Raw genomic sequence first — 26,557 nt, 5'->3', positions numbered from 1 at the left:
TTATAGATCGCAGGCGCTATAGACGGGTTGGGTTATATTTGCTTTGTGAATGCAATAGGGTGTTTTTAAATGAAAATGGAGACTGATGGCTCATTATTAATTTAATGAGTTATCAATCTCCATTCAGGAAACGATGTAAATCAAACCGTCAGATCAGATGCTCCGCAAATTCTCCGAGCATGTCGCCGACAAACTTCAGGCGTTTTGGCCGGTCGGTGAGATCGAGCATAAACTTCAGTTTGGTCGGGCCGTCAAGGCGATAAACCTGCGGCTGCTTTTGCAGCAAACCAATAAGGAAGCCCGGATCCACACGGTTTTTGTCGCCAAATTCAATGAATCCGCCGCGCTCGTTGCCTTCAATCCGTTTGATGCCCAGCGTTTTCGCGTTCAGGCGCAGCACGGCAATCTGCAACAGATTACGCGCAGCGTCCGGCAGCGCACCGAACCGGTCGATCAGCTCGACACGCAGTTCATCCAGTTCACCTTCGGTTTTCGCGCTGGCGATACGTTTGTACAGCGACAGACGCGTGTTGACGTCAGGAATAAAATCTTCCGGCAACAGCGCAGGCATGCGCATTTCAACTTCAGTCTGGCTGGTGGTCAGGTCTTCCAGCGACGGCTCGCGGCCTTCTTTCAGCGCTTCGACGGCGTTTTCGAGCAGTTCCATATACAGCGAGAAACCGATACTGGTCATCTGCCCGCTCTGGCCTTCGCCGAGCAGTTCACCGGCACCCCGGATTTCAAGGTCGTGGGTCGCCAGCGCAAAACCGGCACCCAAATCCTCGAGTGATGCGATGGCTTCCAGACGTTTATGCGCATCCGCTGACATCGCTTTTGGCGGCGGCGTCAGCAGATAAGCATACGCCTGATGATGCGAACGCCCGACGCGTCCACGCAGCTGATGCAACTGCGCCAGCCCGAAGTGGTCCGCGCGCTCAATAATGATGGTGTTCGCCGTCGGAATATCGATCCCGGTTTCAATGATGGTGGTACACACCAGCACATTAAAACGCTGATGGTGGAAATCATTCATCACGCGTTCGAGGTCGCGTTCGCGCATCTGGCCGTGGCCGATGGCAATACGCGCCTCGGGCACCAGTTCCGCCAGACGCTGCGTGGCTTTCTCGATATTTTCGACGTCGTTGAATAAGTAGTAAACCTGCCCGCCGCGCAGAATTTCACGCAGGATAGCCTCGCGGATCACCAGACTGTCGTACTCGCGCACAAAGGTTTTGACCGCCATCCGGCGCGCCGGTGGCGTGGCGATAATCGACAAATCGCGCATGCCGCTCATTGCCATATTCAGTGTGCGCGGAATCGGTGTGGCGGTAAGGGTCAGAATATCGACGTCCGCGCGCATCGCTTTGATACGTTCTTTATGACGCACGCCAAAGCGGTGTTCTTCATCGACAATCAGCAGGCCGAGATCTTTCCAGCGCAAATCGGTTTGCAGCAATTTATGCGTACCGATAATGATGTCGACTTTGCCTTCTACGGCATCGGCCAGCACCACATTTTGTTCCTTGGCGCTGCGGAAACGGGACATCATTTCAATGCGCACCGGCCAGCTGGCGAAGCGGTCACGGAAATTATCGAAATGTTGTTGCGCCAGCAGCGTGGTTGGCACCAGAACCGCGACCTGTTTATTGTTGGAGACCGCGAGAAACGCCGCGCGCATCGCCACTTCGGTTTTGCCAAAGCCCACATCGCCGCACACCAGACGATCCATCGCCAGCGGCTGCGTCATATCTGTGAGAACGGCGTTAATGGCCTGTGCCTGATCAGGCGTGGTTTCAAACGGAAACGCCTGGCAGAAGAGCTGGTACTGCTCTTTATCATGTTTGAACGCAAAACCGGTTTTGGCTTCACGCTGGGCGTAGATATCCAGCAGCTCGGCCGCCACGTCGCGCACTTTCTCGGCGGCTTTTTGACGGGCTTTCGACCAGGCTTCACCGCCGAGTTTATGCAGCGGTGCACTTTCATCCGCGCCCCCGGCATAACGGCTGATCAGATGCAGGGACGACACCGGCACGTAAAGTTTGTCTTCACCCGCATAAGTCAGAATCAGGTATTCGGCGGTAATCCCGCCTGTTTCCAGCGTGGTCAGGCCAAGATAACGGCCCACGCCGTGCTCAACGTGAACCACCGGCTGACCGGGGCGCAGTTCTGCAAGGTTGCGGATCAGCGTGTCGGTGTTAATCGAGCGACGGGTGTCCTGACGACGACGCGCCACGCGCTCACCGAGCAGGTCACTTTCACAAATCAGCGCCAGTTGCTTATCGGTATCCAGAAAACCGCGTTCACAGGCACCGATCATGATGTAGCGACCGGCGGTTTCAGCTTCTTCAATGCGGGTAATCAGCGTCGGCATCAGTTTGATGCGCGCCAGCAAATCTTGCAGTGTTTCGCGGCGGCCTTCACTTTCCACCGAGAACACCAGGCTGCCTGCAAATGATTCGTTGAACCGGCGCAGGTTATCCATCGGCGCTTTGTTTTGCGGCTGAACGGATAAGTCCGGCAGTTTTTCGTAGCTCAGATTAGTATTGGCGGCTTTCTTCGGCAGTGAATCCGTGCGCAGCTGAACGCGCGGCCAGGCTTTCAGTTCGGCGTGCAGCGCATCGACGCGCAACCAGAGATTTTCCGGCTCGAGCAGCGGACGCATCGGATCCACGCGGCGGCTTTCGTAACGCAGGCAGGTATCCTGCCAGAAACGTTCTGCTGCGGCTTCCAGATCGCCGGTATTCAGCACCAGCGTGTTTTCCGGCAAATAGCTGAAAAGCGTAGTCAGCGGCTGGCTGAAAAACAGCGGCTGCCAGTATTCGATACCGGCGGGGAAGGTGCCTTTGCTGACCTGCTGGTAAACGTGTTCGGCGTCGCGTCGCACTTCAAACTTCTCGCGCCACTGGCTGCGGAACAGTTCGATGGCATTTTTGTCGGTCGGGAATTCGTGCGCGGGCAGCAGATTAATGTGGTCGACTTCGGTCAGCGTACGCTGCGTGTCCACGTCAAAAATGCGCAGGCTGTCGATTTCATCGTCGAAGAAATCTATGCGGTACGGCTCTTCGCTACCCATCGGGTATAAATCGAGGAGGGCACCACGGGTGGCAAATTCACCGTGTTCCATCACCTGATCGACGCTGCGGTAACCCGCCTGTTCCAGCTGAGACCGCAGTTTGTCGCGTGAAAGCTGCTGGCCTTTTTTCATCACCAGCGCATGGCCGTGCAGGAATTCATGCGGACAAACGCGTTGCATCAGCGTATTCACCGGCAGAATAATAATGCCACGTTCCATGGTCGGAAGCTGATACAAGCTGGAAAGACGCGACGAAATAATTTCCTGATGCGGCGAGAAACTGTCGTAAGGCAGCGTTTCCCAGTCGGAAATACTCAGAACCTTATGATCAGTAAATTGTTGAATTTCATCGCGCAGGCGCAGGGCGTTTTGCATATCCGGTGCAATCAGCAGGACCGGACCGGTGTGGCGTTCGCTGATTTGGGCGCATTCAAGCGCGCAGGCGGAGCCTGTAAGCTGCCCTAACTGGCGGGTATCGCCCGGGCGTTCAGGCAGCGAATAACGATAATCTTGAGACATAGGCTGTTTTGCGTTCTCGTTTTTGGCGGCTGTCGGAGGCCAATTAGCAGACCGTATCTTGCTTTGCAGAGGTAATCGGGGTCAACCCGTTGTCTGTATAAAAGGGTCAACGGCGTCACAAACTTAAACCGATTACTTTGGGTTAGTGGTTCCATAAAGCGGTGCTAGCCTTTATTATCCTTGATCACTTTAGTCTGCGCCATGCACTTATTTGCGGCCAAGCACTTAAAACGGAAGTCATGTATCAACCTGTCGCGTTATTTATAGGCCTGCGCTACATGCGCGGGCGTGCTTCGGACCGCTTTGGGCGGTTTGTCTCCTGGTTATCCACCATAGGCATCACTCTCGGGGTGATGGCGCTGGTGACCGTCTTGTCAGTGATGAACGGTTTTGAGAAGGATCTGGAAGGTAACATTCTGGGCCTGATGCCTCAGGCGCTGATCACCGCCCCGAACGGTTCCCTCGACCCACAGAAAATCACGCACGATCAGGTTTCCGCGCTGAAAAGCGTGAATCGCGCTGTGCCGCTGACCACGGGTGACGTGGTGCTGCAAAGCCCCGGCAACGTGGCGGTGGGCGTTATGCTCGGCGTCGATCCTGATCAGAAAGATCCGCTGGCGAAATACCTGATTGGTGTCGCCCAGCAGGAACTGCAACCGGGCAAATACAACATCATTCTCGGCGACCAGCTGGCACAACAGCTTAAAGTCCGCCGTGGAGACCAACTGCGTCTGATGGTGACCAGCGTCAGCCAGTTCACGCCGGTCGGGCGCGTGCCAAGTCAGCGCCTGTTTACCGTGATCGGGACATTCTCCGCCAACAGCGAAGTCGATGGTTACCAGATGCTGGTGAACATTCAGGACGCGTCGCGCCTGATGTTATACCCGAAAGGCAACGTGACCGGCTGGCGTTTATTCCTCGATAAACCGCTGGACGTCGATACGCTGAGTCAGCAAAAACTGCCGGACGGTGCCAGCTGGAAAGACTGGCGCGAGCGTCGTGGCGAGCTGTTCCAGGCCGTGCGCATGGAAAAAAATATGATGGGCCTGCTGCTCAGCCTGATTGTTGCCGTCGCCGCATTTAACATTATTACGTCACTGGGCCTGCTGGTGATGGAGAAACAGGCGGAAGTGGCGATTTTACAAACGCAGGGCTTAAGCCGCCGCCAGATTATGGCGTTGTTTATGGTGCAGGGCGCGAGTGCCGGTGTGATTGGCGCACTGCTCGGTGCCGTGCTCGGCGTACTGCTCGCCACGCAGCTCAACACGATTATGCCCGCTATCGGTCTGATGCTGGATGGCGCATCGCTGCCGGTCGACATTGAACCGGTTCAGGTAGTGATCATCGCCATTGTCGCGATGGCTATTGCTTTATTGTCAACGCTTTACCCTTCCTGGCGCGCGGCTGCCACCCACCCCGCAGAGGCTTTACGTTATGAGTAATTCTTTATTATTGCAGTGTGACACCCTCTGTAAGACTTATCAGGAAGGCAAAATGCATACCGAGGTATTGCGCGACGTGAGCTTCGCGATGCAGCCGGGCGAGATGATGGCGATTGTCGGGACGTCCGGTTCGGGCAAAAGTACCTTACTGCATTTGCTGGGTGGTCTGGATTCTCCGACGTCTGGCGAAGTGGTTTTCAAAGGTAAGTCGCTGAACGCCATGTCTTCTTCAGCAAAATCAGAACTGCGTAACCGCGAACTGGGTTTTATTTATCAGTTCCACCATTTGCTGCCGGATTTTACCGCGCTGGAAAACGTGGCGATGCCGCTGCTGATTGGCAAAAAGAAATCCGCCGAAGTGCAGGAACGCGCAATGGCAATGCTGGAAGCTGTGGGCTTGCAACATCGCAGCAATCACCGCCCGTCTGAGCTTTCCGGCGGTGAACGCCAGCGTGTGGCGATTGCCCGTGCGCTGGTCAATAATCCTTCTCTGGTACTGGCGGATGAACCGACCGGTAACCTGGATCAGCGCAACGCCGACAGTATTTTTGAACTGTTGGGCGAGCTGAATGTGCGTCAGGGCACGGCATTTCTGGTGGTGACGCATGATTTGCATCTGGCGAACCGTCTGACACGTCAGCTCGAAATGCGTGACGGCAAGCTGCAGCTGGATTCGATGTTGCTGGGAGCGAAGTAATGTCAGGCATTCCATTTTCTTTACTGATTGGCCTGCGGTTCAGCCGTGGCCGTCGTCGCAGTGGCATGGTTTCACTGATTTCAGTGATTTCAACGTTGGGTATCGCACTGGGCGTGGCGGTGCTGATCGTCGGGCTGAGTGCGATGAACGGCTTTGAGCGCGAGCTGAAAGAACGCGTGCTGGCAGTCGTGCCGCACGGAGAAATCCGTCCGGTGAATCAGCCGTTTAACGACTGGCAGGCCGTGCTTGACCGTGTGGAAAAAGTTCCGGGGATTGTGGCCGCTGCGCCGTACATTCAGTTCAACGGGCTGATTGAACACGGCGCCAAACTGCGTGCGATCCAGCTGAAAGGCGTGGATCCGCAGAGCGAACCGCGTGTCAGCGCTGCGCCGAAATTTGTGCAGAATAACGCCTGGCAAAACTTCAAAGCCGGGCAGCAACAGTTGATCCTCGGTAAAGGTGTCGCGGATGCGGTAGGCGTAAAACAGGGGGACTGGGTGACCGTGATGATCCCCAACAGTGACCCTGAAATGAAATTGTTGCAGCCAAAACGTATCCGTTTGCAGGTTGCCGGGATTTTACAACTCAGCGGTCAGCTCGATCATAGCCTCGGCATGGTTCCGCTGGCCGATGCGCAGCAATATCAGGACATGGGCACCAGCGTTACGGGCATTGATATCAAAGTGAATGATGTCTTTGCCGCGCAGAAACTGGTGCATGATGCCGGTGAAGTGACGCAATCTTACGTCTACATTAGTAGCTGGATCGGCACTTACGGCTATATGTACCGCGATATCCAGATGGTGCGGGCCATTATGTATATGGCGATGGTGCTGGTGATCGGCGTGGCTTGTTTCAACATTGTGTCGACGCTGGTGATGGCGGTGAAAGATAAAAGCAGCGATATTGCGATTTTGCGCACGCTGGGCGCGAAAGATGGGCTTATCCGCGCTGTCTTCATCTGGTACGGTTTACTGGCGGGGCTGGTTGGCAGCGTCGCGGGCGTGGTGATCGGTGTGATTGCGTCATTCCAGCTCACCAATATCGTCAACGGTTTGCAGAAACTTACCGGCCATCAGTTCCTGTCCGGGGATATTTATTTCATCGACTTCCTGCCTTCAGAAGTTCACTGGCTGGATGTCGGAGGCGTGCTGTTAACCGCGCTGGTGCTGAGTTTGGTGGCGAGCTGGTATCCGGCACGTCGCGCCAGCCGTATTGATCCCGCCCGCGTACTCAGCGGCGGCCAGTAACGATGATTCACGCAACACAATCTTTCAGACACAGAGAGTAAGGAGCACTTCATGCGCACACGTCATCGTCTGTGTCGGTTTCGCAAAAACAAACGTATCCGGCATCAGCGTTTCCGGTCGAATATTTTCCATCGTGATTCGATGGCGGCGGCCTCGCTGAAAAAGCCGTTTGTGGTGGTGCTGACCGGTGCCGGAATTTCCGCTGAATCGGGGATCCGCACTTTCCGCGCTGCCGATGGTTTGTGGGAAGAACACCGGGTGGAAGACGTCGCGACGCCGGAAGGGTATCTCCGTGATCCGGAACTGGTGCAACGTTTTTACAATGAACGTCGCCGCCAGTTGCAGTCGGAAAATCTCAAACCGAACGCCGCGCATTATGCGCTGGCAACGCTTGAAGAAGCGCTCGGGGACAACTTCCTGCTGGTGACACAAAATATCGATAATCTGCATGAACGCGCAGGCAGCTCACGGGTGATCCACATGCACGGCGAATTACTGAAGGTTCGCTGTTCGCAGTCAGGCCAGATTCTGGACTGGCCGGGCGATTTAACCGTCGATGACCGCTGCCATTGTTGCCAGTTTCCTGCACCGCTGCGTCCGCATATTGTCTGGTTTGGCGAAATGCCGCTGGGCATGGACGAAATCTATGATGCGCTGGCGAAAGCTGATTTCTTTGTAGCTATTGGCACCTCCGGGCATGTTTATCCGGCTGCCGGATTTGTGCATGAAGCGCGGATTGGCGGAGCCTGTGCCATTGAGCTTAATCTGGAACCGAGTCAGGTAGAAAGCGAATTCGACATGAAGCATTACGGTCTGGCAAGTGAAGTCGTGCCTGAATTCGTGCATAAATTCCTGACCAAAAAAGATGAAGCCTGGCATTAATCCCCGCAATGCCTGACGTTGCTGCCGCGCTGGCGATGCGTATTTCCCGTCATTTCCGGGAGACCATTGCCAGTTGCGGCGTCGGTAACGTAAGCGTTATTCATCGTTATCGCTAAAATTGAGCCCGCCCCGAAGAGTTATCCCGTTAAACTTGGTGAAAAATGACCTGACGCAATATTCACGGTTTTCATGCTGCGCATAATAAAACCCAGCCGCCAGAGGATACCTATATGGATAAGTTGCTTGATCGTTTTCTGAATTATGTTTCTTTCGATACCCAATCTAAGCCCAATGTTAAACATACGCCGAGCACCGACGGTCAGCTAAAGCTGGCGCAGGCGCTGCGTAATGAACTGACTGAACTGGGATTTTCACAAGTTACGCTCAGCGATAAAGGCTGCGTGATGGCAACCTTACCGGGCAATGTGGCCTGGAAAGTGCCGGTCATCGGCTTCATCTCTCATCTGGATACCGCCCCCGATTTCACCGCGAAACACGTTAACCCGCAGATTGTGGAAAATTACCGTGGCGGCGATATTGCGCTGGGAAATGGCGATGAAGTTTTATCCCCGGTGATGTTCCCGGTTCTGCACCAGTTGCTCGGCCACACGATTATTACCACCGACGGCAAAACGCTGCTGGGGTCTGACGATAAATCCGGGATTGCCGAAATTATTACCGCGATGGTGCGGCTGAAAAACAGCAATATCGCGCACGGCCCGGTACGTATTGCTTTTACGCCGGATGAAGAAATCGGTAAAGGCGCGCAGAGTTTTGATATTCCGGCCTTTGGGGCGGAATGGGCGTATACCGTGGACGGCGGCGGCGTAGGCGAACTGGAGTTTGAGAACTTTAATGCGGCCTCGGCGACCATCAAAATTGTCGGCAACAACGTTCATCCCGGCAGCGCCAAAGGTGTGATGGTAAATGCGCTGGCGCTGGCGACACGTTTCCACAACGAACTGCCGGTGGAAGAAACGCCTGAACATACTGACGGTTACGAAGGTTTCTATCACCTGACCACCATCAAGGGCAACGTTGAGCGCGCGGAGATGCATTACATCATCCGTGATTTTGACAAAATGCAGTTCGAAGCCCGCAAACAAAGAATTATTGATATCGCCCACGTCGTAGGTAAAGGTCTGCACCGGGACTGTTATATCGAAGTGACGCTGGACGACCACTATTACAACATGCGCGACAAAGTGGCTCAGCATCCGCACATTATTGCGCTGGCACAGCAGGCGATGAAAGATTGCGACATTGAGCCGGTCATGAAGCCGATCCGCGGCGGAACCGACGGCGCGCAGTTATCTTTCCGTGGCTTACCTTGCCCGAACATCTTTACCGGCGGCTATAATTTCCATGGTAAACATGAGTTTGTAACGCTGGAAGGCATGGAAAAAGCGGTGTCCGTGATTATGCGTATCGCCGAACTCACGGCGAAAGACGCGCTGAAACACTAAGTTCACGTAAACAATGATCGGGCAAAACGGGCGGAAAAAAAAAGGGGCGATGTCTGATGACATCACCCCTTTTGTCTATGAATCAGCCGTAGTGCTTAGTCGTTAAAGTACCAGTAACCGCTGTTCACCAATGCCGAAAGCAACGCCAGGAATGACGGGTCATCCAGCGCATCACCCAGCATATCTTTGGTTACGGTTTTGTGGCGGGCAATCGCGTCCACCGCACCAATATGCTCCGTGGTCATTGCTTCACCGTTGACATAACAAACGTCACCCACGCGCAGCACGCGCAGGCCGCCCAGACGTTCCAGCGTTTCCCCGGATTCAAGCAACTCGTAAATTTCACCGGCCTGATAAGGCGGTTCCGGCGGAGCCAGATCCAATTCGTGTCGTGACAGGGAAATAAACTCACCAAACCAGCTGTTGAAGTGCGCCGGATTGCCAATCAGATCCAGCATCATGCCGCGCAGTTTATCCAGTTCGGCAGGCTGAACTTCAGCCGGATGTTCACGCTCAGCCAGATCCGGATCGCTGTAACGGTGGCTGCCCAGTTCGCGCGAAAGCACGAAGTCGGCGAAACCGCTGACCATTTCGCGGGCATTCGGTGCGCGGAATCCGACAGAATAGTTGAGGGAGTTTTCCAGCGAATAGCCATCGTGCGGGAAACCTGGCGGAATATAAACGATATCGCCCGGTTCCAGTTCTTCATCGATAATGGCCTCAAACGGCTCAACCTGAAGCAGGTCAGGGTGCGGACAATGCTGTTTCATCGCGACTTTTTCGCCCACGCGCCAGCGGCGACGGCCCGTCCCCTGAATAATAAAGACGTCGTACTGATCCAGATGCGGGCCAACGCCACCACCCGGAACAGAGAAAGAAATCATCAGGTCATCCATCCGCCAGTCGGGAATGTGGCGGAACGGCGTCATCAGATGGGAAGACGGCTCGTGCCAGTGATCAACCGCCTGAACCAGTACCGACCAACCGGTTTCGCCCAGATGATCGTAGCTTTCGAAAGGCCCGTGGCTCACATTCCAGCGTCCGTCCTGATTACTGACCAGACGGCTGTCGACTTCGTTTTCCATCGCCAGGCCTGCCAGCTCATCCGGTGAAATGGGATCGACGAAATTCTTGAAGCCGCGTTTTAAGACAACAGGACGTTTTTGCCAGTAGCGCTGAAGGAAATCGTTCCAGTCGAGGTCGAGTTGATAATCCATAATATATCCATGAGGGGAGGGGACTGTTAAGGATTATAACGGAAGGTGTTGCTGGTGCATTGGGCATTTACCCGCAAATTTAACGTTACGTGCAAGAAAGCAGCGAAATTTGCGGGCGAATGCGGCAGCATTTTGATTTGCGGGCGATTACTCCAGTTCGATACCGTGCTGTAATCCGAAATGAACGTGCATGCTGGCGCCGCCGAGCGGGCTGTCGCCAATGACGATTTTGCCGTCGTACTGCTCGATAATGTCATTCGCCAGCGACAGGCCGAGACCTTGTCCGGGACGCAGCGTATCGGCGCGCTGACCGCGCTGGAAGATCACTTCTCGTTTGCTTACCGGAATGCCGGGGCCGTCGTCTTCAATCAATATCACCAGTTCGTTTTCGGTATGGACGGCGCTGATTTCCACGAACTCCAGGCAGTATTTACAGGCGTTATCGATGACGTTGCCCATGACTTCCATGAAGTCATTTTTCTCGCCGACAAAGGTAAGCTCCGGCGAGATATCCACCGTAATCACCACGCCTTTGCGCTGATAGACTTTGTTCAGGGCTGAACATAATCCGTCGAGGATCGCGGGCACGGAATGCACTTCGCGGATGAGCAGATTTTGTTCCGACCGCAGTGTGGCGCGGTGCAGGTAATAGCCAATCTGCTGAGAGATGCGGCTGATTTGTTCCAGCATGACCGGCTCGGCTTCTTCGATGGTCATCTGTTTGCTGTTACGCAGCGCGCGCAACGTCGACTGCAACACGGCCAGCGGCGTTTTCAAACTGTGCGTTAAATCCGCCAGCGTGGTGCGGTAGCGGTCATAACGGCCACGTTCGCCGTGCAGCAAAATATTGAGGTTTCGCACCAGCCCGCGCAATTCACGTGGAGGATTTTCATCCAGCGATTCACGCTCGTGACTTTCCAGTTCCGCCACCTGGTGGATCAGTTGTTTGATGGGGCGCAGGCTCCAGTACGCGGCCAGCCAAAGCAGTGGAACCACCAGCAACAGGTTTGCCAGCAGAACATAACTGAACCATTCCCAGACCAGATCCGACCGTTGTAATTCCTGCGGGATGGTATCGACCACCACGATATTGAGCGCCGGTAAACGCGCTGTGGCGTTGTACGTATTCACCGCGATGGAGTGTGTCATCGCGTTGGCATCCGTCTCGTCGTAGCTTTTCAGCTTGTCCTGCGCTTTCGGGTTATTGCCCAGCACTTCGCTGCTGATTTGCGTGTCAGTATCCAGTTCGTAAAAGCCCGGTTTATTCATCCAGGCCTTATCGATATGCGCTTCGAGTTCGGGGATCCGCCGTTCTGCCCACAGCAGATTGCCTTCCGCGTCGTAAATGAATACCAGCGTCGGGGAATTAAGATCCAGATCGGGGGGCACATTGATGGTCAGCTTGTTGTCACGCCACTGCGCCAGACTGAAGAATAAATTACTTTCTCCACGCAGCAGGCGGTAGGCGGTTTTGTCGAAACTCACCATGTAACCCACCACCGCCACCAGCCCGTAAGCCAGTGACAGCGCGAGCACGACCGCAGCGGTCGCCATCATAAAGCGGACGCGAAGGGAGAAGGGGTTCTTGGTACGTCCTTTCATGGCGCGTCCTTTCAAAGCGAAAACAGGTAATTACGGGCGGATATCGAAACGATAACCCTGGCCGCGCACGGTGGTGATAACGTCCACCGGATGTTCGGCCTGCAATTTTTTACGCAGGCGCCCCATCAGCACGTCGACCGTGTGGCTTTCGCGCAGTTCGGCGTCCGGGTAAAGCTGAAGCATCAGAGAGTCCTTGCTGACGACTTTACCGGCGTTGCGGATCAGAGTTTCAATTATGGTGTATTCGAAAGCGGTCAGTTTGATCGGCTGTTCGTTGACGGTCAGTTCGCGGCGTGACAGGTCAATCTGGAACGGCTGAAGGGTGATAACCTGCGAGGCGAGGCCGCTGTTGCGACGCATCAGCGCCTGCATGCGGGCCAGCACTTCTTCCAGGTGGAAAGGTTTGGTGACGTAATCGTCGGCACCGGCTTCCAGCACCGCAACTTTGTCTTGCCAGCTTTCGCGGGCGGTCAGTACCAGAATCGGCAGATTGGTCTGATGGCTGCGCCAGCGGCGGATCAGGCTCAGGCCGTCTTCGCCCGGCAGCCCCAGATCGACAATCGCGATATCAGGCGCATGTTCGTGCAGGAAGTAATCTGCCTCTTTGGCGTCTTCCGCCGCATCAACCTGATGACCCATTTCGCGCAGCTGTACCGAGAGGTGGTGACGCAGCAGAGCGTTATCTTCAATGACCAAAATTCGCATGGTAATTCCTTATTCTCAGTACACGGTAAATGATGACAAAATTTATGCGCTTAAGTCTAAATGATCCTGAAATATTTTAATCAACCCAGGCTCAACGCCCGGCGCACAAACCTCAACAAAACATAAACGAATTATAAACGCCCTGAGCCGGCAGAAACATAAAATGTGAGAGGGATCGCTGATTAAAATTAAAGGTACTAAGCCAGTCTGGTGTTGGTCGCCTTTGGATAGACGTACCGCATTACCACGCACATCCGATGGGGCCGTTTTCTTCAAGCCTGGGCACCACCTGCTGACGGGGGGCCATGCTCATGACGTCGGTCTTTTAGTGCGGAGGAAATGGCCTCAATTTTAGAAGGACGGGGATTGTATGTTTTTTTGTTTTGTCTGCTAAATGTGATGCAGGTCGAATATAGACATATCGCTGGCGACAGCAGACATGAATAAGACGTGTCTGCATCACATTTGATTAAAAGCATAAGACATAAATGAAATATCAGAATATCCCGTGCGAAGGGCAGGAATTATAAAGGTGGCAGGATCCTAATTTAATAATAGAGGTGAATGCATGTCAGCGTTAACTGAAAGAATCACCAACAAAGAAAAGCTGGGTTTTGGATTAGGTGATGCGGCAAGTCATATCGTTTTTGATTCCTCTGTTGCCATTCTGGCATACTTCTATACCAATATTTATGGGCTTTCTCCTGCTGTGATGGGCACCCTGTTTTTAGTCGTTCGGGTACTCGATGCCATTACGGATCCCATTATGGGAGCGATCGCCGATCAAACGAAAAGCCGCTGGGGGCGTTTCCGTCCATGGTTACTGATTATTTGTGTGCCGTTTGCGGTGAGTTGTGTGCTGGTTTATTCCACGCCAGATTTCGGGCAAACCGCAAAAATTGTGTACGCGGTTCTGGCTTATATCTTCATGACCATCATGTACACAGCAATAAACATCCCTTACTGCTCATTAGGTGCGGCGATAACGTCCGACCCACAGGATAATCTTTCCCTTCAGTCCTGGCGGTTTGCGATTGCACCGATAGGTGGCGCGATGGGAACGGCTTTAATCCTGCCGCTGGCAGACTTCATCGCACCGGGTGACCGTGCAACGGGTATGCAGTGGGCGATGGGGATTTTCGGCGTCATTGGTTGCCTGATGTTTCTTACCTGTTTCCTGACAACCCGCGAGCGAATTAAGCCAGTGAAAGAGGAGAATATGAATATCCTGCGCGATGTGCGTATTCTCATGAAAAATGATCAGTGGCGTATTCTTTCCGTATATAACCTCGCCATGCTTTGCGGCGTGGTGGTGCGCGGAAGTCTGCTGGTCTATTTTGTGCAATATGTTCTGCATCAGGGAAGCGGTATAATTTCTATATTTATGCTGGCAACCACTGTCGCCTCCGTATTTGGTAGTTTATTTGCAAAATCACTGGGCACATGGATGTGTAAAATCCGCGCTTCTGTATGGGTTAACGTATTAAGTGCATTGATAGGATTATTATTCTTTGTGCTGCCGACGGAATATTGGATCCCCGCGTTTGTGGTGCATATTATTCTGAATTTATTACAGGGTATTAATGCTCCGTTGCAATGGTCGATGATTACGGATGCCAATAACTATGGTGAATGGAAGACACAGCGCCGTATAACGGGAATGAACATCGCAGCGAATATTTTTGTGATTAAACTCGGCGTGGCAATTGGTGGTGCGCTGACAGGTTGGGGGCTGGCTTGGTTTGGTTATCAGGCCGGTATGGAGCAACAATCGGCGCAAGCGGTGCGGGGTGTTCTGATTCTGTTTACCGTATTGCCGGCTATTTTCTATCTGATTACGGCGTTCTCTATCCGTTATTACCGTCTTACCGAAGACCGGATGAACGACATTATTGGCGATTTGCGTCAGAGCAAATTCCAGACCCAGAGTTAGGCATTAGAGCGTGAAGGGTTCACAGACGCGCCGCGTTCCGCAGGCGCGTCTGTGAAAGGTAACGCTTACTTCAGCTCGTCAACCATCGTGGTCGCACGGCCAATGTAGTTACCCGGCGTCATGGCTTTCAGGCGCACTTTCTCTTCTTCCGGCAATTCCAGAGAATCGATGAACGCCTGCATGCCCGCTGCGTCAACGCGTTTGCCACGGGTCAACTCTTTCAGCTTCTCGTAAGGTTTTTCGATGCCGTAACGACGCATCACGGTCTGGATGGGCTCAGCCAGCACTTCCCAGTTGTGATCCAGTTCGTTTGCCAGATTCGCTTCGTTCACTTCCAGCTTGCTGACGCCCTTCATCGTTGCCTGATATGCAATCAGCGCATAACCCAGACCCACGCCGAGGTTACGCAGCACGGTGGAGTCAGTCAGGTCACGCTGCCAGCGGGAAACCGGCAGTTTGCTGGCCAGATGCTGCAATACCGCGTTGGACAGACCCAGGTTGCCTTCGGAGTTTTCGAAGTCGATCGGGTTAACTTTGTGCGGCATGGTGGACGAACCGATTTCGCCAGCAATCGTGCGCTGTTTGAAGTGGTTCAGGGCGATGTAGCCCCAGATATCACGGTCGAAGTCGATCAGGATGGTATTGAAACGCGCCACACAATCAAACAGTTCGGCGATGTAGTCGTGCGGTTCGATCTGCGTGGTGTACGGGTTCCAGTTAATGCCCAGAGAGGTCACGAACTCTTCGCTGAACTTATGCCAGTCCACTTCCGGGTACGCCACAATGTGAGCATTGTAGTTGCCGACGGCACCGTTGATTTTGCCGAGGATTTCGACGTTTTGCAGCTGTCTGAACTGGCGATCCATACGGTAGGCGACGTTAGCCAGCTCTTTACCGATTGTGGACGGTGTAGCTGGCTGGCCATGGGTGCGCGAAAGCAGCGGAATATCACGGTGTTTGTGCGCCAGATCTTTAATCGCATCAATGATCTGTTTCCAGTACGGCAGCACCACGTCCTGACGCGCGGTTTGCAGCATCAGCGCGTGGGACAGGTTATTGATATCTTCAGACGTACAGGCAAAGTGAATGAACTCGGACACCGCGTGCAGGGCAGGGATACCGGCTACTTTTTCTTTCAGGAAATACTCAACCGCTTTGACGTCATGGTTGGTGGTTTTTTCGATATCTTTAATGCGTTGAGCGTCATTCACATCAAAATTAGCCACTAACTGGTCGAGGAAAGCGTTTGCGTCGGAATCAAAAGCAGGAACTTCCTTGATTTCTGCACAGGCTGCCAGTTTTTGCAGCCAACGTACTTCAACCTGCACACGGAATTTCAGCAGGCCAAATTCGCTGAAAATAGTACGCAGCGCGCTGACTTTATCACCGTAGCGTCCATCAACGGGGGAAACGGCGGTCAGTGAGGATAATTCCATCGGTAGCAACTCCTGGGATCTTATTAACAATGAGCGAGAATATTTTTCGCCTGTTCAAACAAGCGATTACGGGAAAACATCAGTTGCAGGCGTCCACCGCCCACCTGGTGCCACAGTACGGCGGAGCGTATACCGGCCAGTAAAATGGCGCGGACTTTCGCCTGAACCTGCGAATTTTGTAAAATGGTCGGTGAGCCGGTGACCTGAATGCGCGGGCCTGCCGGGCTGACGACGTCGACGTAAATCGAGGCCAGCGAGCTTATCATCGTGTCGGATTCGAGCTCGAAATGTGCCAGCTGGCGATCAAGCTGATCGATACGTTCACCGAGCTGATTCATGGCAGCTTTATTGGCATACAGCTTGCGCTCAAGCACCATCAGGCTTAAGGCGTAACGCGTTAACTCAGCGCCCGGCCCCTGACGGTTAGCGTTCAGCACGCCCAGCAGTGTCTCCAGCCCCATCTTCAAATTGGCTTCATTATTACCGTACACCGCCAGCGTGGAGGCCGGATTCATCTCCAGGAGGCTGCGCAGTGACACTGACATTTCTTCCTGAGCGCAATTGCCTTCATGAGCCAGTTGCTGAACCAGGCGCGCTGCCTGACAGATCCCCGCCAACGCCAGCGTAATGTCATAATAATTTTTAGCCACGTTTACTCCTGTAAGCGTTTTGAAACGATGAGACGCAGTGACAAAGAAAATAGCCCAAACTAGTGGCGACAGATCATGCCATAAAACTGCCCCTAAACACAGTTCGGAATCAGTGCAGATCGTCACAGCCGGGCAGAATAAAAGCGGGACGCCCTAAAGCGTCCCGTTTTCATACACCTGATTGTGCAGTATCAGACCTGAAGCGGCAGACGCTGTTCAATGACACCGCCGCCGAGGCAGATTTCGCCGAGGTAAAACACGGCAGACTGCCCCGGCGTGACGGCGGCAACCGGCGCGTCAAAGCGCACTTCGATGCGGTCTTCGCTCAGCGGCGTGACGACGCACGGAATGTCTCCCTGACGGTAACGGGTTTTGACCGTACACGTCAGCGGGGCTGTCAGCGGTTTGCGATCCACCCAATGCAGTTGTTGTGCAATCAGCCCGACGGACATCAGGCGCGGATGTTCATGGCCCTGAGCGACGTAAAGAATGTTATTTTCCACATCCTTTTCAACGGTGTACCACGGCTCTTCGCTGCCTTCTTTCTGGCCGCCGATGCCCAGACCTTTACGCTGGCCGAGCGTGTGGTACATCAGCCCCTGATGTTGCCCCATCACCTGACCATCAACGCTTTTGATCACGCCAGGTTGTGCCGGCAGATAGCGGCCCAGGAAATCGCGGAATTTACGCTCACCGATAAAACAAATGCCGGTGGAGTCTTTTTTCTTCGCAGTGATGAGATCCAGCTCTTCGGCGATGCGGCGCACTTCCGGTTTTTCCAGCTCGCCGACCGGGAACAGACTTTGTGCAACCTGTTCGTGGCCCAGCGTGTAGAGGAAATAGCTTTGATCTTTATTGCCATCGACGCCGCGTAACAGGTGGCTGATGCCGTCGATATCCTGGCGGCGCACGTAGTGACCGGTTGCGATGTAATCCGCACCCAGATCTTCCGCAGCAAATTCCAGGAAGGCTTTGAATTTTATTTCTTTATTACACAGGATATCCGGGTTTGGCGTGCGTCCGGCTTTGTATTCCTCGAGGAATAATTCGAACACGTTGTCCCAATATTCCGCCGCGAAATTCACGGTGTGCAGTTCAATACCCAGCTTGTCGCATACGGCCTGCGCGTCGGCAAGATCGGTGGCTGCTGTGCAATATTCTTCGTCGTCGTCCTCTTCCCAATTTTTCATGAAGAGGCCCTCAACCTGGTAACCCTGCTGTTGCAGAAGGTACGCAGAGACTGAGGAATCGACACCGCCGGACATCCCGACGATCACTTTTTTCTGGCTGTTGTCAGACATAATTGTCCCGAAACACATGAATTAATTGTCCGGTACTGACGGTGTTTTTCTGATGCTTGTCCCACGAGGATGAAGGCCGCGCGCAACAAAAACACCACAGAAACCCGAACAGAGAGGCACTGCGTAATTGCAGAAGCGCAAAATTTTATCACGTCAGACCGGTTGCTGCATCGCAGATTCACAGGACGGCAACAACCGGACGAAAGGCTATTCCTGCGCGGTTACTCTGGCAGATTGAAATTGTGCAGGATTTCCAGAGGGTAACGCGGTGATTCCTGATAACAGCGGATGCTTTCCGCCACCAGCGGCGAGCGTAACTGTGCCGATCCGATGATTTCTTCGGCACTGACCCAGCGGCACTGATCGATATCGTCATCCTGTGGCGCGGTGTCCAGAATTTCCGGCAAATCGATCACAAACGCGAAGCGCAGAAACGGCGTGCCGTCTGGTGCCTGCCACTGATGTAATCCGAGGAAAAACTGCGGTTCAGCGTGAATACCGGTTTCTTCGTACAGCTCGCGTTTTGCTGCGCTGACCAGCGTTTCGTCAGCTTCGAGATGACCAGCCGGTTGGTTCCAGGTTACTTTCCCGTGAATGGTTTCTTCAACGACCAGAAACTTTCCCTGCGCCTGAACGACGCAAGCGACGGTGACGTGCGGTTTAAACATGCGGGATCTCCTTCCATTGGCCGGGTTGTAAGTCGCCGAGGGAAAATTCGCCCATGCTGTAGCGGATCAGGCGTAACGTCGGGAAACCGACATGCGCCGTCATGCGGCGAACCTGACGGTTTCTTCCCTCGTACAACGTGATTTTCAGCCAGGTTGTCGGGATCGCTTTGCGCTCACGGATTGGCGGATTACGCGGCCATAACCATTCCGGCTCATCAACGATTTCAGCGCCTGCCGGCAGGGTGGGGCCATCTTTTAGCGTGATACCGTGGCGTAATGCGCCGACCGCGGCGGCATCCGGCACTCCCTCGACCTGGACGTAGTAAATCTTGCCTGTGCGCTTACCTGGCTGTGTCAGTGCAGCCTGCAGTTTGCCATCGTTGGTCAGCACCAGTAAACCTTCGCTGTCCATATCGAGACGTCCGGCGGCATAAACATCTGTTAATGAAATGTAATCTTTAAGTGTAGCCCGACCCGCCTCATCAGTGAATTGTGGCAGTACATCAAACGGTTTATTGAAAAGAATCACCTTTACCGGCCCTTTTGGGGCAGATTGTTCTTTGGCAGGCCTTTTGCTGAAACGTTTAACGTTGTGATTTTTAAAAGATAGCGGGTTCATAGGCATTGAAGTTAGAGAGAATTAGCGCATTATACTTGAAAAATGTTTCGGATTGGCTAGCGTGAAATATTCGAGTAATATCGTCCGGCATCTTACAAATTTTTAACAAAAATGCGCTCGAAGGAGAGGTTAATGGAAAGCAAAGTAGTTGTTCCGGCTGAAGGTAAAAAGATTACAGTAGACGCTCAGGGTAAACTGGTCATTCCTAATAATCCTGTTATCCCATTCATTGAAGGTGATGGCATCGGTGTTGACGTAACGCCTGCCATGATCAAAGTCGTTGATGCGGCTGTTCAGAAAGCCTACAAAGGCGAGCGTAAAATCTCCTGGATGGAAATCTACACCGGCGAGAAATCCGTAGAACTGTACGGCAAGGACGTATGGCTGCCAGAAGAAACTCTGGACCTGATCCGTGATTACCGTGTTGCTATCAAAGGCCCACTGACCACTCCGGTTGGCGGCGGCATTCGCTCCCTGAACGTGGCACTTCGCCAGCAACTCGACCTGTACATTTGTCTGCGCCCGGTTCGTTATTACACCGGCACACCAAGCCCGGTTAAGCGTCCAGAAGATACCGACATGGTGATCTTCCGTGAAAACTCCGAAGATATCTACGCGGGTATCGAGTGGAAAGCCGGTTCTGCTGAAGCGGACAAAGTCATCAAATTCCTGCAAGACGAAATGGGCGTGAAGAAAATCCGTTTCCCACAAGAATGTGGGATCGGTATCAAACCTTGCTCAGAAGAAGGCACCAAACGTCTGGTTCGCGCAGCGATTGAATACACCATCACCAACGACCGTGATTCACTGACGCTGGTTCACAAAGGCAACATCATGAAGTTCACCGAAGGTGCCTTCAAGGATTGGGGCTACCAGTTGGCGCGTGAAGAGTTCGGCGGTGAGCTGATCGACGGCGGCCCGTGGGTGAAAATCAAGAACCCAAACAACGGCAAAGACATCATCATTAAAGACGTGATTGCTGATGCATTCCTGCAACAAATCCTGCTGCGTCCTGCTGAATACGACGTTATCGCCTGTATGAACCTGAACGGTGACTATATCTCTGACGCCCTGGCGGCGCAGGTTGGTGGCATCGGTATCGCACCGGGTGCAAACATCGGTTCTGATTGCGCACTGTTCGAAGCCACTCACGGTACTGCACCGAAATATGCCGGTCAGGACAAAGTGAACCCGGGCTCAATCATTCTGTCCGCAGAAATGATGCTGCGTCATATGGAATGGTTCGAAGCCGCAGACCTGATCGTAAAAGGCATGGAAGGCGCAATCGCGGCTAAAACGGTGACTTACGATTTCGAACGTCTGATGGAAGGCGCTAAGCTGCGGAAATGTAGCGAGTTTGCCGACGACATGATCGCAAATATGTAATTTCAGTTCGCTGAAAGAGAAGAACGGGAGCCTGATGCTCCCGTTTTTTATGGCTGACTGGCATGAAAGGGAAGTTTAGCTGAGCGGGTTTTGCGTCATATTATCGTCCTTGTCCTGCTGCAGCATGCCTTCGTAGCCCACCAGGAAAAATGCCCTGGACGGATGCTTCGTGCTGGCGGAAAAGAACTCGGCCACCAGCTCTTTATCCAGACTGTATTTACGGGACAAAACGCCCGCTTCAAACGCGGCATTGTTATCATCCCCGGTAATCTGCGCCCGGTTGTGAGCGAATCCCAGCACAAAACCCCGCAGATACTCTTTGCAGTAGCCTGATACTTGCGATGCAGGCCACGCGCTCCCGGCGGTCAGGCCCGCTTTTAGCCCTTTCCCAAAATGGTTTTGCATTCCAAAATCCTCGACCAATAAGCGCTATATAATAAATCATATAGCGATTCTTCAAGCAATGACCTACAGCAAAATAATTAAGGTTTGGTGAAAAGGACGTTCAGCGAATTCACCGGCATATGAGGTTTGTCTAACGTCAAAAAAATATCAACAATTTGAGTTAAGCATTGCAGGTGTGTTGCTTTTTTTTGTCTGGGAATCATAAAGATACGGGTTTATTTTCTCTGTCATATTGTGCATCGCCAGTTGCGGTGTTAAATATGAGCGACTTTTTACCACAGGACGAACCTCTTGTTGCGTTCACTCCTCTCCAGCTCACTGTTTCGTATTGATCTTCGACGCCTGATTCTGATCTTAGCTGTAATGAGCGCCTTCGTGACTTTAGCGAACAGCTTTTATGCCAGCTACCGCGTTCAGCGTCAGTTGCTGATAGATAATACGCTTGAAGAAAATCGCGTTTATGCGACGAAACTGGCGGCCAGCACCGAACAGTTTATCAAAAGCATGCAAAAGCAACTGGCCTACAGCGCGGTGATAGCGGCAAGCCACTTTGACGATCCTGCTGTTCTTCAATCCGAAACCGCCCGCCTCAAATATCAGACGGACAGCTTTAATTCTGTGGTGATCACTAACGAGCACGGGAAAGTCCTGGCAACGTCGCCGGACAGCCTGCAGCTGGTCGGGCATGTTCTCTCGACACAGGGTGCGCTTGAAGCCCTGAAAGAACGGCGACCGCTGATCAGTAAACCTTATATTTCTGCCGCCCAAAATCTGGTTATCGTTATTACAACGCCAGTCATCACTGCGGACGGTAAATACCTCGGATACATTGGCGGAACCATTTATCTGCGGCAGAGAAGCATTTTGAATGAACTGCTGGGCGAACATTTTTATCGTGACGGTTCATACATTACGGTGCTTGATGAGGACCGGCGCATTCTTTATCACCGTGATGCCAGCCGGGTCGGTGAGATTATGCCGCCGCGTCCGATGACCGAAGTGGTCAAAACCGCCACCAACGGCAGCCTGATGGTGGAAGGGGCTGCGGGAGAAATGCTGGCGGGTTATGCTGTCGTGCCTTCCTCCGGCTGGGAGATTGTGACGCTCCGCCCAACCGATGCCACGTTGAAACCGTTGGAAGGATTAATGGTCAAGGTCCTGAAGCACCTGACGCCGCTGGCCGTCCTGACATTGATTGTTGTCTGGTTGTCCTCACGCCTGATTGCCCGCCCGCTGTGGCTGCTGGCCCGTAACGCCAACGAAATGGATAATCCCGATGTGTCTCTCAATATTCGTGAGATACCGTCGTGGTACTTTGAATCTAACCAGTTGAAACGTGCGCTTCTGATTGGCATCAGCCTGCTGCAGAAAAAAATTGGGAAGCTAAAATTTGAAGCGCAAACTGACCCGATGACCGGGTTGTTTAACCGGCGCGGGCTGGCCATGACACTGGAGTCTGTGGCACAGGTGCGTCAGCAATTTTCAGTGATTGCACTGGATATTGATCACTTCAAATCTATCAACGATTCTTATGGTCACGATGTCGGCGATGAAGTGATCAAATCAATGGCGGAACAGATTCGCCACAATGCGCGGGAAACTGACATTTTGTGTCGGGTTGGCGGAGAAGAGTTTCTCGTTCTCCTACCGCGTACGGCACTGGCTGAAGCGGAAATGATCGCTGAACGTCTGCGCGAAAATGTGGAAAGTCTGGTGCTGCCAGATATCCGGCCAATCACGATTTCTCTGGGGGTGGCGCACTGGCACTATCTGCAGGGTGAGCCGGATACGTCGCTGAAAAGGGCCGACGAAGCGCTGTATAAGGCAAAACAGGATGGCCGAAACCGCGTCGTGGTGTCTCTGGAATAATTTTTGAAGTGATATCAGGGCATTAATCTGCCCTGATTTTATGGATTATTTGGCCGCTGCTGCCTGCTTTTTCTTTTCCTGTGCAGCAAGATGATGCCCGACAGCACAACCGGCCACGGCGCCGATGACCGCATGATGTTTCAGATGCCCCGCTGCACCTCCCACGACCGCGCCTGTAAGGCAACCTGCCGCCTGGGCCAATGAGCTCATCAATATCATGCTGCAAATAACGACGCCAAAGATTGTTTTTTTCACCTGATTTCCCCTCAATGAACAATTAATGCTGTCGCAGAAAATGTCATAACAGGCGCTGGCTTGTCATTTTGCTATCTGTAAGCAGGTGCTGCTGATGTTACGCATGGTGCTGCAAAACCCTGCTGGCGTGAGGGAGTTTGGGATAAGGACGGGTTACAACTGCTGAAGCGGTTAACGGCTCATTGAACAACGGTTTACTTTGCATCCCGCTGGTCAGGCTCTTCACTTTTTTTAAGTCTGCTAAACTTAACATCAGTAACCGGCGGAGATTCGTTCTTCGCTGTATCCGGTTATTTTCCACCCGTGAAGAGGATGCCGCTATGACGCATCAAGAACAATTGCAGGCCCTGATGGTTCGCATTGACGCGCTGGAACAACGTGAAAGACAACTGACCTATGCTTCAAATGCTTATCAGGCAATTTTGACCACATTGTTGGGCATTCTCGATAAACCGACGCGCGATCGCGTGATCAGCATGGTTGATCAGGCACACGATCTGGCTTATGCCAAAGCAAATCTGGAGCAGAAAGGGAACATTCTCGGCGCAGATGACATTACTCAGCGCATTTTTTTATTTGCTCAGGGACGTGCAGCGCAGCCTAAGTGACGGTAATAACATGATTTATTCGTGACTCGTTGTCTGAAAAGGCGGCGGGGATTTTGTATGTCTCCCGTTCAGGAACGGCGATCGGTTTTTAACATATTAATGGCAGCGCCAAGTAAAATACGACGCTGAACGCCTGTTGCGCAGGCCAGTTGTTGATCGAGATAACCAATCAGCGCCTCGGCACTCAGAGGCTCCCCTCTGTGACGCATCTGAATCACGCCATCACCGATAATACGCGCCACTTCATCCCAAAGCGGTTGGATCTCACTCTGCGAGAATTTCATAACGGCTCCCGTTTGCGTGATTTACGTACAATCTACCATTTGAGTTGCGTGTGGCAAGTGTGCGGGATGAGATCGGGAAGGGATAAGTAAAGGGTTTCCTTCCGGCACGCTGGCCGGAAGGGAATAAGTACAACGTATTACCGCAACGCGTTAGTGCTTAATGACGTACAAATCTTTGGTGTAGATGTAGTTGAGCAGGCTGTCGTTGAAACCGCCGACGTAAGGTTTCACCAGACGGGTGCTCACGTAGTGATACAACGGGATCACCGGCGACTGTTCCGTCAGAACCTGTTCTGCCTGCTGATAGGCTTTTCCGACATCCGCTTTATCCGTCGCTTTTAGTGCATCATTCAGCGCCTGATCATAAGTGGCATTGGCAAATTTAGGCGTATTTTCGCTGTTGCCGGTACGCAGTGTATTCAGGAACGTTGACGGCTCGTTGTAATCCGCAATCCAGGCGTAACGGACGACTTCATAGGTGCCCTGATGCATGGTATCGAGCATGGTTTTCCATTCCTGATTCTGCAAAACGGCATCCACGCCCAGATTCTTTTTCCACATAGACGCCGCCGCAATAGCGATACGCTGATGCGCTTCTGACGTGTTATACAGCAGGTTGAATTTCAGCGGATGATCGGGGCCAAAACCGGCTTCCTTCAGCAATTTTTTGGCTTCTTCATTGCGCTGATCCTGCGTCAGGCTTGCTTCTTTAGGTTTGGCAAACGTAAAACCGCCGGTGTTATCTGGTGTCAGATGCCAGGCGGGCGTTTGCCCCTGACCCAGCACTTTATCGGCGATAATTGATTTATCAATCGCCAGATTCAGCGCTTTGCGCACACGTACATCGTTAAATGGCGGCTTTTGCGTGTTCATCGCGTAGTAATAAACTGCAAGATAAGGGCTGACATGAACCTGCGAACCCAGCTCTTTTTTCAGCGAGGCAAACAGCGGGGACGGAATAGTATTGGTGATATCAATTTCACCGGCTTTGTAGCGGTTAACATCCGCCGTGCCGGAGGCAATCGGCAGGTAGGTCACTTTGTTGATGACGGTATGTGCGTTATCCCAATACTTATCATTGCGGGTTGCGGTAATACGTTCGTTCACCGTCCAGGTCTCCAGTTTAAAAGGACCGCTGCTGGTGAGATTCCCGGGCTGAGTCCATTTATCACCGAATTTTTCGACATCGGCCTGACTGATTGGAGAAAGAGAAGGGTGCGCGAGCATACCCAGGAAGTAAGAAAGCGGCTGGTCGAGTGTAATTTCCAGCGTATTTTTATCCAGTGCTTTGATGCCTAACTGGTCAGCCGTTTTTTTACCCGCGATGATATCGTTGGCATTAAGGACGTGCATGCTGCCCAGATAGCTTTCGTAAGGTGAGGCAGTTTTAGGGTCAATCAAACGACGCCAGCTGAAAACGACATCCTGAGCGGTAATTGCTGAACCATCAGACCAGACAATGCCGGGGCGTAAATGGAAAACCCAGGTTTTCTGATCTTTAGTTTCCCAGTTACCCGCCAGTGAAGGTTGCGCATCGCCTTTGTTATCAATGGTAATCAGGCCTGCAAACAGATCACTCAGAATATTAAATTCAACATCACTTTCCACTTTATGAGGATCGAGGGAGGCGGGTTCACTCCCGTTATTACGCACGATTTCCTGTTTTGCGGCCAGTTCAACACCCGCGGGAACGGTCGCGGCGTGACTGGCAAAAGGTGCCAGAAAGGCACTGGAAAGAAGGACTGCGAGGGGAAGTTTCTTAAAGCAGCCATAAGTTTTACGTATCGTCATTGCCATTTCCTGCCCTGTTAATATGGTTAAATATCAATGAGTAACAGGGTATTCATACCGCTCTTCTGACACTTTAGCAATCTTTATGAAACATTTTCTCACCGGGTTGTGAAAGCGGACACAGACGCTTAATAACCGGCATTCTCATGAGCAGGGACCCAGTAACCATCAATAAAATCTTCGAGGGGATAACAGTCAGCCTGACGTAAACCTTGCTGGCGCATGGCGGCAGTACATTGTGCCTTTGTGTTAAAGACATCCACGACTAAATCTTCACATCCTCCGCCGAGATAACAGAGGGTCAAAACGAGTGCAAACATCGGGTTCCTCCTTTGCTGACATCTGATTAAGCATAGAAGGAATGTCCTGGTAACGACATAAGGCGGGATTTTTTTGCTGCTTCTCTCTCCAGTTCTGGCGATGTAAAAAGCCCGAAAAGAGAGGATAGAGAATTTCATCTGAGTGCGTGATATTCTCGCAACCATAATTTTTTTGAATG

At 52.6% G+C, this 26,557-nt stretch carries 23 protein-coding genes; 9 read left to right on the top strand and 14 right to left on the bottom strand.

Annotated features, from left to right (window positions below; all coding sequences use genetic code 11):
- Positions 1-148: 148 nt before the first annotated feature.
- Positions 149-3,592 (bottom strand): transcription-repair coupling factor, encoded by a 3,444-nt coding sequence (gene mfd, locus ACM5QY_RS19750; protein WP_416122336.1) that lies wholly within the window; start codon positions 3,590-3,592, stop codon positions 149-151.
- Positions 3,593-3,831: 239 nt separating this feature from the next.
- Between mfd and lolC the strand changes: the two genes are divergently transcribed.
- From lolC to pepT, 5 genes are all read left to right on the top strand, one after another.
- Positions 3,832-5,034, top strand: a complete 1,203-nt coding sequence (gene lolC / locus ACM5QY_RS19745; protein ID WP_416122335.1) for a lipoprotein-releasing ABC transporter permease subunit LolC — start codon at positions 3,832-3,834, stop codon at positions 5,032-5,034.
- Complete coding sequence (gene lolD / locus ACM5QY_RS19740; protein ID WP_416122334.1) at positions 5,027-5,731, top strand: lipoprotein-releasing ABC transporter ATP-binding protein LolD; 705 nt, start codon at positions 5,027-5,029, stop codon at positions 5,729-5,731. Before lolC ends, lolD begins: the two co-directional genes overlap by 8 nt.
- Positions 5,731-6,981, top strand: a complete 1,251-nt coding sequence (lolE, locus tag ACM5QY_RS19735; protein ID WP_416122333.1) for a lipoprotein-releasing ABC transporter permease subunit LolE — start codon at positions 5,731-5,733, stop codon at positions 6,979-6,981. The genes lolD and lolE overlap by 1 nt, the downstream gene beginning before the upstream one ends.
- A gap of 51 nt (positions 6,982-7,032) precedes the next feature.
- Positions 7,033-7,863, top strand: a complete 831-nt coding sequence (gene cobB / locus ACM5QY_RS19730; protein ID WP_416122332.1) for a Sir2 family NAD+-dependent deacetylase — start codon at positions 7,033-7,035, stop codon at positions 7,861-7,863.
- A gap of 230 nt (positions 7,864-8,093) precedes the next feature.
- Positions 8,094-9,329, top strand: a complete 1,236-nt coding sequence (gene pepT / locus ACM5QY_RS19725; protein ID WP_416122331.1) for a peptidase T — start codon at positions 8,094-8,096, stop codon at positions 9,327-9,329.
- A 95-nt stretch (positions 9,330-9,424) separates the two neighbouring features.
- Here the strand turns inward: pepT and ACM5QY_RS19720 are convergent, their stop codons facing one another.
- From ACM5QY_RS19720 to phoP, 3 genes are all read right to left on the bottom strand, one after another.
- A complete protein-coding gene (locus ACM5QY_RS19720) occupies positions 9,425-10,546 on the bottom strand; it encodes a ribosomal protein uL16 3-hydroxylase (protein ID WP_416122330.1) in 1,122 nt (373 codons plus the stop codon).
- Between the two features lie 147 nt (positions 10,547-10,693).
- Complete coding sequence (gene phoQ, locus ACM5QY_RS19715; RefSeq protein WP_416122329.1) at positions 10,694-12,148, bottom strand: two-component system sensor histidine kinase PhoQ; 1,455 nt, start codon at positions 12,146-12,148, stop codon at positions 10,694-10,696.
- A gap of 30 nt (positions 12,149-12,178) precedes the next feature.
- Positions 12,179-12,853, bottom strand: a complete 675-nt coding sequence (gene phoP, locus ACM5QY_RS19710; protein ID WP_095921366.1) for a two-component system response regulator PhoP — start codon at positions 12,851-12,853, stop codon at positions 12,179-12,181.
- 568 nt (positions 12,854-13,421) lie between these two features.
- Here phoP and ACM5QY_RS19705 point away from each other — a divergent pair.
- Entirely contained in the window at positions 13,422-14,786 is a 1,365-nt protein-coding gene (locus ACM5QY_RS19705) for a glycoside-pentoside-hexuronide (GPH):cation symporter (protein WP_416122328.1), read from the top strand.
- A 65-nt stretch (positions 14,787-14,851) separates the two neighbouring features.
- Here ACM5QY_RS19705 and purB read toward each other — a convergent pair whose 3' ends face one another.
- The 5 genes from purB to rluE form a co-directional block, all read right to left on the bottom strand.
- A complete protein-coding gene (gene purB / locus ACM5QY_RS19700; RefSeq protein ID WP_416122327.1) occupies positions 14,852-16,222 on the bottom strand; it encodes an adenylosuccinate lyase in 1,371 nt (456 codons plus the stop codon).
- A 23-nt stretch (positions 16,223-16,245) separates the two neighbouring features.
- Complete coding sequence (hflD, locus tag ACM5QY_RS19695; RefSeq protein WP_416122326.1) at positions 16,246-16,872, bottom strand: high frequency lysogenization protein HflD; 627 nt, start codon at positions 16,870-16,872, stop codon at positions 16,246-16,248.
- A 191-nt stretch (positions 16,873-17,063) separates the two neighbouring features.
- On the bottom strand, positions 17,064-18,173 hold the full coding sequence (mnmA, locus tag ACM5QY_RS19690; RefSeq protein WP_416122325.1) for a tRNA 2-thiouridine(34) synthase MnmA: 1,110 nt from the start codon (positions 18,171-18,173) through the stop codon (positions 17,064-17,066).
- Positions 18,174-18,394: 221 nt separating this feature from the next.
- Entirely contained in the window at positions 18,395-18,841 is a 447-nt protein-coding gene (locus ACM5QY_RS19685; RefSeq protein ID WP_416122324.1) for an NUDIX hydrolase, read from the bottom strand.
- Entirely contained in the window at positions 18,834-19,460 is a 627-nt protein-coding gene (gene rluE / locus ACM5QY_RS19680; RefSeq protein WP_416122323.1) for a 23S rRNA pseudouridine(2457) synthase RluE, read from the bottom strand. The genes ACM5QY_RS19685 and rluE overlap by 8 nt, the downstream gene beginning before the upstream one ends.
- 132 nt (positions 19,461-19,592) lie before the next feature.
- On the opposite strand from rluE, the gene icd reads away from it, so the two are divergent.
- Entirely contained in the window at positions 19,593-20,846 is a 1,254-nt protein-coding gene (gene icd, locus ACM5QY_RS19675) for an NADP-dependent isocitrate dehydrogenase (RefSeq protein WP_056778851.1), read from the top strand.
- Positions 20,847-20,921: 75 nt separating this feature from the next.
- Here the strand turns inward: icd and ACM5QY_RS19670 are convergent, their stop codons facing one another.
- Entirely contained in the window at positions 20,922-21,251 is a 330-nt protein-coding gene (locus ACM5QY_RS19670; RefSeq protein WP_416122322.1) for a DUF2623 family protein, read from the bottom strand.
- 363 nt (positions 21,252-21,614) lie between these two features.
- On the opposite strand from ACM5QY_RS19670, the gene ACM5QY_RS19665 reads away from it, so the two are divergent.
- Entirely contained in the window at positions 21,615-23,120 is a 1,506-nt protein-coding gene (locus ACM5QY_RS19665) for a sensor domain-containing diguanylate cyclase (protein WP_416122939.1), read from the top strand.
- Positions 23,121-23,165: 45 nt separating this feature from the next.
- Here the strand turns inward: ACM5QY_RS19665 and ACM5QY_RS19660 are convergent, their stop codons facing one another.
- A complete protein-coding gene (locus ACM5QY_RS19660; protein ID WP_416122968.1) occupies positions 23,166-23,375 on the bottom strand; it encodes a hypothetical protein in 210 nt (69 codons plus the stop codon).
- A 320-nt stretch (positions 23,376-23,695) separates the two neighbouring features.
- Here ACM5QY_RS19660 and ACM5QY_RS19655 point away from each other — a divergent pair, with 320 nt between their 5' ends.
- Positions 23,696-23,983, top strand: coding sequence for a hypothetical protein (locus ACM5QY_RS19655; RefSeq protein ID WP_416122321.1), 288 nt, complete (start codon positions 23,696-23,698; stop codon positions 23,981-23,983).
- Between the two features lie 68 nt (positions 23,984-24,051).
- Here ACM5QY_RS19655 and ACM5QY_RS19650 read toward each other — a convergent pair whose 3' ends face one another.
- From ACM5QY_RS19650 to ACM5QY_RS19640, 3 genes are all read right to left on the bottom strand, one after another.
- Complete coding sequence (locus ACM5QY_RS19650) at positions 24,052-24,267, bottom strand: hypothetical protein (RefSeq protein WP_416122320.1); 216 nt, start codon at positions 24,265-24,267, stop codon at positions 24,052-24,054.
- A 150-nt stretch (positions 24,268-24,417) separates the two neighbouring features.
- The gene (locus tag ACM5QY_RS19645; RefSeq protein ID WP_416122319.1) at positions 24,418-26,058 is read right to left on the bottom strand and encodes an ABC transporter substrate-binding protein; all 1,641 of its coding nucleotides are present in this window, start codon (positions 26,056-26,058) and stop codon (positions 24,418-24,420) included.
- A 128-nt stretch (positions 26,059-26,186) separates the two neighbouring features.
- On the bottom strand, positions 26,187-26,378 hold the full coding sequence (locus ACM5QY_RS19640; RefSeq protein WP_416122318.1) for a YdfD/YebW family protein: 192 nt from the start codon (positions 26,376-26,378) through the stop codon (positions 26,187-26,189).
- Positions 26,379-26,557: the final 179 nt, after the last annotated feature.

Source organism: Rahnella sp. PCH160 (assembly GCF_047784855.1).
In the GTDB taxonomy this organism is placed as follows: Bacteria; Pseudomonadota; Gammaproteobacteria; order Enterobacterales; family Enterobacteriaceae; genus Rahnella.
Note: the sequence above shows the minus strand (reverse complement) of the source record. Positions and strands in the feature narration are given on the sequence as shown.